Here is a 6,349-nt window from a genome sequence, read left to right as displayed (position 1 = left end):
AGACCCGCGGCAATCAGCCAGCCCCACTGCGCCATAGCGATGCCCTCACCTTTAATCAGCATCAGTGGCAACATGCACAAAGCCCCTGCCAGCATTTGGAAGCCGCTGCGGCTCAACACATGAATACGATCGTCGATCAGGCGATTAGTCAACATAAACGCTGAGTAACACAGCATGGCACAACCCGCGTACACCAGACCGATAGCCTCCTCTGCTCTCCCGCTCAGACTGAAGTTAAACTCCATCATCATCGCGAACCCCAGTAACGCGAAGCCAATCAGCCCGATACTGGTGGTGGTAAGACGCTCACCGAGGAAAAAATGGGCCACTACCGAAGCAGTCACCGGGGCCAGATACATCACCATGACAGCGTTGGCCATACTGGTGTATTCAATGGCCAGTATGTAGAACATCACGAAACCGGCAAGGAAGGCACCGGTGACAAGTACCTTTCCTCCAGGCCACATCAAGACCTTGCTGCGTTGCCCGCTTGCAAACAGATAGGTCGCCATCAAAAGCGCACCGATGAAGAGACGATAGAAGGTGACGGTCTCAGCACCGGCACCAGCATAGAGAGAGATTGCACCGATGGTACCCATAAAAACGGCTGACAGCGCTGCTGCCCAAAGAAAAACCACCGAACCCGACTTAGCCCTCATATTCCCTCTCTAACCAGAATAAACACGACGCCCAATCCTCTGAGCGCAACCGGCCAACACCATTGTCGGCAATGGGAACTGCCCTCAAAGCAAAAGGAGCGGAACGTTGCCCGGAAATCCCCGCTATGTAAATACCACCAACCGACGGCCATACGCTGAACCCAAACCAGCCCAGAGCCGTGACACTTTGGTATTTGTATTCATTTTACGAATTCTGAAAACGATTATTGGCCATTTATTCTGCTTTTACGAATCAATAATCTGTTCGATAGATTTTTGAACAAACCACAGAATGAATTGGAGGCACACAATGAAAGCGATGGTTCTCAACCAGTACGGCGAGCAGGCAGCGTTTGAGCAAACGGAAATGACAGCACCCTCGGCCCAACCCGGCCAGGTGATCGTCCGCGTTGCGGCAACAAGCATCAACACCGTCGACACCATGATCCGCCAGATGGGCAAGGATCTTCCCCTCTCCCCGGAGCTACCTGCAGTGCTCGGCATGGACTTCGCCGGAACCATTGAGGCCGTGGGTGAAGGCGTGACCGGTTTTGCACCCGGCGACGAAGTTTACGGATGTGCTGGTGGCCTGGCCGATTTGCAGGGTGCCCTGGCTGAGTACATGCCCGCCGACGCACAGCTGATTGCCCACAAACCCAAGAGCCTGACGATGCGTGAAGCCGCCGCTTTGCCGCTGGTCGGCATAACCGCCTTCGAGGGACTGCAACGTGCCGGAGTGAAAGCCGGACAGAAAGTTCTGGTTCATGGCGGAACTGGTGGCGTTGGCCATGTCGCGGTTCAGTTGGCCAAACACTTTGGTGCAACTGTTTATTCAACAGCCTCCGGTGAACAGGCATTCGACATCATCAAAGGCTACGGCGCTACGCCAATCGACTACAAGACTGAAACCGTAAACGACTATGTCCAGGCCCACACTTCGGGAGCCGGGTTTGATGTGGTATTCGATTCAGTCGGTGGCGCAAACATGACCAACAGCTTTGAAGCGGCGGCCCTGAATGGCCATGTGAGCACGACGGTCGCCATGGTTGAGCTGGACCTAATGACAGCGCACTTCAAAGGCCTGTCGATTCACGTTGTCTTCATGCTGATCCCCATGTTGCACAACCATCATCGGGAAGCGCACGGAGACATTCTGGCGAAACTGGCACAGATCGTGGATCAGGGTGGCGTTAAACCCCTCCTCGATGAACAGCGCTTCAACCTGGCCGAAGTGGGCAAGGCCCATGATCGACTGACCAGCGGCCAGGCCATCGGCAAGGTCATCGTGGAGGTGTAACAGATGCCGGCACTGAACGAGAACACAAAGACATTTGCCCAGATCAATCGGGGCTACAATCAGGTCTTTCAGCCGAATCGATTGAGTATTGGCCTGGTAGCTCCGCTGGAGAGTTACTCCAGCGGCCCAGTACCGTCGATGAATCGGCACCTTGAACGTGTGCGATTGGCCGAGAAGTCCAGTTTTTCCGCGGTATGGTTGCGCGATGTCCCATTCAATGTGCCCTCGTTCGGTGATGCCGGCCAAGTATTCGATCCGTTCGTTTATCTTGGTTTTCTGGCGGGGCAAACCGATCGGATCGCCCTCGGTGTCGCGAGTCTGATATTGCCACTTCGCCACCCTGCGCATGTTGCGAAAGCCGCAGCAAGTGTCGACCAACTGTCCGGTGGTCGTTTAATACTTGGAATCGCATCCGGCGACCGACCCGATGAATACCCGGCCCTCAACGAGAGCTACGCAAACCGGGGCGAGCGTTTTCGGGACAGTTTCGAGTACATCCGCAAGATGGCCGCAACCGCACCGGCATTTGAAAACCGCTATGGTCAAACGAACGGGGAGATGGACCTGCTTCCCAAGCCAGCGGCAGGAAAGATTCCGATGTTGATTACCGGCGGAAGCCAACAGGAGCCACAATGGGGCGCTCGCCACAGTGATGGCTTGATTACTTACCCGCGCAATGTTGACGACCAGGCAAACGCCGTCAGGTACTGGCGCGACGGCATTCCCAGTAAAACAGGGGGTTCAAAGCCCGTGATGCAATCCCTGTACATCGACTTGGTGGCAGATCCCGATGCACCGCCTCAGCCCATTCATCTGGGCTTCAAATCGGGCATCAAGTTTCTGAAGACTTACCTGAAATCGTTGGAAGAAATTGGTGTAAACCATGTGGCGCTGAACCTACGGTTCAATCAGGCGGACATTGAGGAAACGCTCCTGTACCTCGCAGAAGACCTGCTCCCCGAATTCCCGGCATAAGGACACAAACCATGACCAAGAAAATCCTGATCACCGGCGCTACTGATGGCATCGGGCTGGAAACCGCAAAACGTCTCTACTCCGAGGGACACACGCTTCTTTTGCATGGAAGAAATGCAGAAAAGCTGGCGGCGACAGAAAGAACGTTGGCTGACAGCAGAGGCGCGGGACTGATCTACACCTATAAGGCGGATCTGTCGCGTCTGGCTGAAGTGGATTCTTTGGCAGAAGCCATCACCACAGAGCATGACCAGTTGGACGTGATCATCAATAACGCCGGTGTCATGCGTGTTCCTGAAACCGTCACCCAGGACGGACTGGATGTCCGGTTCGCCGTGAATACGGTTGCACCGTATCTGCTGACAAAGCGCTTGCTACCCGTTCTGGCGCCCGATGCCCGGGTTGTGAACCTGTCATCCGCCGCACAGGCGACGGTTGAGCTTGACGCCCTTCGGGGGAAGAAGCGCTTTCTGGACGACATGTCGGCTTACGCCCAAAGTAAGCTGGCTTTGACCATGTGGAACCATGCCCTCGCGCAGTCCAGCAGCCATCAGGGGCTGGTTTTTGTGGCGGTCAATCCCGGCTCCCTGCTGGCGTCAAAGATGGTCAAAGAGGGTTTCGGAATTGCCGGAAAAAGCCTGTCTATCGGAGCCAATGTGCTTGTCCGCGCGGCGCTTTCAGAAGAGTTTGCCAATGCTTCGGGCAAGTATTTTGATAACGATAAAGGTGGGTTCGGAGCGCCACACGCGGACGCTCTGGATGACCGGAAATGCCGCGAGGTTGTAGCGGCTATAGAAAAGTTAGTAGCCGCTCTCACATGAAATCATGGCGAACAGCTGTAGGGCGACGACCCACCAACGCCAAAGAGTTCCAACGGCTTTAGCCGGTAGTATTTTTCTTCCACGTCTTTCGATTGCTCGGCGTATGGTTGCGTGAAGACTTCCTGTAACTCTCGCAGCAAAGAATAGTCTCCCGCAGCCGCTTGTTGATAGGCAGGTACCACGAACCATTCCCGCAAACTGTATTTTGGATTAACCAGTTTCATCTGACGAGAAAGCTCCTCGCGAGACTGCAAAGCCGTCAGTGATTTCCATTTCGTAAACCACTCTGACCAGGCTGCATCCATCGCTTCCGGATTGGCACCGTGCCTCGAGCCGGTATAAAAGCTCTTCTTCAGAGGGGTAATATCATCAGGCACGCCGGAGAGCTCTCGAAAGAAAATGGTGTAATCAACAGGTGTGTTCACCATCAAGCTTTCGAGCTCGCTGAACAAGGCCGCGTCAAAGGTGGCAAGCCCGAGTTTGGTCGCCCACATTTGCTCCATTTGCTCTATCATCACCCTTGAAAAACCACTTTGAATCTCTTCGAGCTGTTGCAGATGCTCTGGATCTGCCGTCAGCAGGGGCCGGAGTGTCGAGCAGAACGTGTGGAAATTACGCTCTGCTGCCGCCGGTTGATTCAGGAACGAATAGTGGTGTCCGCCACCCGTCCATGGCTGGTACTGCGGGTTAAAAACGTCACAGAATCCAAATGGACCGTAGTCGAGAGTGAAGCCCCCGGCGGCACAGTTGTCACTGTTAAAGTTACCCTGGCAATAGCCCACGCGGACCCAGTTGGCCACAAGCGACGTGAGCCGGCCGCGGAACTCACGCGCGAGCAGTACCAGTTTTTCGGCAGTGGTCAGTGTTTGGTCAATGACGTCACTATACTCACGATCGATCAGATGCAGCACAATCTTCTCAAGCTCCTCCATGGCCTGCGGATGCTCATTCTTGCGAGCACGGCGACTAAAAAGCTCGAGTTGGCCAACCCGAATGAAAGAGGGTGCGACGCGGGTCGAGATCGCGACTGGCTCAGATATCAGTACATCTGGATTCATCGAACGTGAAGCCTCTGAGTACCAGGGGCGCCTGACCTTCTCTGTTTTCGAAACGTACAAACTTAACGACCGAGACGTTGGAACCCCGAGCGCGTGCATATGCTCTTGTGCCAGGAATTCCCGAACACTTGACCGAAGAACTGCCCGGCCATCCCCACCCCGGCAGTAGGGCGTTCGGCCGCCACCTTTAAGCTGCATTTCCCAACGCTGTCCGTTGATAACCGCCTCAAGCACCGAAATGGCGCGACCGTCGCCGTATCCGTTGCCGGTTTGGAACGGGCACTGTTGGCTGTATTCGGTACCAAAGATGGAAAGAGCGTAGCCGCACGCCCACCCTACCCGGCGCATCGGCTGCGGAACCTGCGATAGGTCGCCGGAGAATACGCGCACAAAGTCGTCGGACTGCACCATGTTGTCAGCGAAGCCCAGTTCGCGAAACAGAGTTTGGCCGTGCGCAATATACTCGGGGTTCTCGATGGGTGTGGGATTTACCGGAACATAGTGGCCCGAGAAGACTTGACGCGGCTCGTGGTCGGCCCCGTTTGCTTTCGCCTCAGGGTCACAATTAAGAGTGTCCATGAGCGAAAAGTCAGCCAGCTCTGCGACATCCTCGAAGTTCGAGATAAAAGGAGATCTCTCCTGGGGCGATCGCTTTAGCATAGGGGCTCCTCGCACGTAGATTTGATGACGGTCAGCAGTGTGCATGGATAAGTTAGTTCTGTCTTGCGTTGACTGGGTTATCTGCTAAATCTGACCTGCTTCCTCATGCCCTATTTCTGGCGCGATAGCCGATTCCTTTTTCATCGCCAGCGCTTTGCCAAGGACTCTGTAGAAGACTAGATTAGATGCCCAAAGGAAGGGAAAACAAGACAGATGAAACCGCTCTTTTTGATCGTCGGTTACCTGGTCGTTGTCACATTGCCGCTGGGCCTGTCCTGGTGGGTCGGAGGGCCACCGCGCCAATTCCAACAGGAACTGGCATCGGGTATGGGCATTCTTGCCTTCTCGATGGTCCTCATGGAATTCATTTTGTCCGGCCGTTTCAAGGCCATTTCAAATGGCGTAGGCCTGGATGTAACCATGCGGTTTCACCAGATCATGGCCCGTACGGCACTGGCCTTCGCTTTGCTGCACCCGTTTCTTTACCAGGGGACGCCCTCAGGTGGTCAACGCCCATGGGACCCCACGCGTGCATTGACGATTACGACAGATTTTTCCGTTCTGTCGACAGGCATTGCCGCCTATCTGCTTCTTCCAAGCCTTGTGCTGCTGGCCATCGGGCGCGCCCAATTAAACTTCAGATACGAGACATGGCGTCTCTTACATGGGATAGGCGCGCTTTTGATTGCATTTCTTCTGTTGCACCACACCGTGTATGCAGGGCGGTACGGATCGCAGCCTGTGATGAGCTGGGTGTGGTTGGCAATGACTGGACTGGCTATCGGGTCTCTACTTTCTGTTTACCTCCTGGTTCCCCTTCTGCAAAGGGCCCGCCCCTGGCGGGTGACCTCCGTAGCCCGATTGACGCCCAAGCAGTGG

At 55.0% G+C, this 6,349-nt stretch carries 6 protein-coding genes; 4 read left to right on the top strand and 2 right to left on the bottom strand.

Features of this window, described 5'->3' with window-relative positions; translation table 11 throughout:
- Window positions 1-599, bottom strand: a 599-nt coding sequence (locus tag ABJT94_RS13460) for a DMT family transporter (protein ID WP_348493926.1), incomplete at its 3' end; no start/stop codon positions are given.
- 370 nt (window positions 600-969) lie between these two features.
- On the opposite strand from ABJT94_RS13460, the gene ABJT94_RS13455 reads away from it, so the two are divergent.
- Genes ABJT94_RS13455 through ABJT94_RS13445 form a run of 3 tightly spaced genes read left to right on the top strand, consistent with a single transcriptional unit; the run spans window position 970 to window position 3,752 of the window.
- On the top strand, window positions 970-1,956 hold the full coding sequence (locus tag ABJT94_RS13455) for a zinc-dependent alcohol dehydrogenase family protein (RefSeq protein ID WP_348106431.1): 987 nt from the start codon (window positions 970-972) through the stop codon (window positions 1,954-1,956).
- 3 nt (window positions 1,957-1,959) lie between these two features.
- On the top strand, window positions 1,960-2,931 hold the full coding sequence (locus ABJT94_RS13450; protein ID WP_348106432.1) for an LLM class oxidoreductase: 972 nt from the start codon (window positions 1,960-1,962) through the stop codon (window positions 2,929-2,931).
- Window positions 2,932-2,942: 11 nt separating this feature from the next.
- Window positions 2,943-3,752, top strand: a complete 810-nt coding sequence (locus tag ABJT94_RS13445) for an SDR family NAD(P)-dependent oxidoreductase (protein ID WP_322003245.1) — start codon at window positions 2,943-2,945, stop codon at window positions 3,750-3,752.
- Window positions 3,753-3,754: 2 nt separating this feature from the next.
- Here ABJT94_RS13445 and ABJT94_RS13440 read toward each other — a convergent pair whose 3' ends face one another.
- Window positions 3,755-5,470, bottom strand: coding sequence for a protein adenylyltransferase SelO family protein (locus ABJT94_RS13440; protein ID WP_348493924.1), 1,716 nt, complete (start codon window positions 5,468-5,470; stop codon window positions 3,755-3,757).
- Window positions 5,471-5,683: 213 nt separating this feature from the next.
- On the opposite strand from ABJT94_RS13440, the gene ABJT94_RS13435 reads away from it, so the two are divergent.
- Window positions 5,684-6,349 (top strand): ferric reductase-like transmembrane domain-containing protein (locus ABJT94_RS13435; RefSeq protein WP_348493922.1); only part of this gene is annotated, 666 nt, incomplete at its 3' end.

Source organism: Saccharospirillum sp. (assembly GCF_039982735.1).
In the GTDB taxonomy this organism is placed as follows: Bacteria; Pseudomonadota; Gammaproteobacteria; order Pseudomonadales; family Natronospirillaceae; genus Saccharospirillum.
The sequence above is the reverse complement of the archived record's forward strand: the minus strand, read 5'-3'. Positions and strand labels throughout refer to the sequence as shown.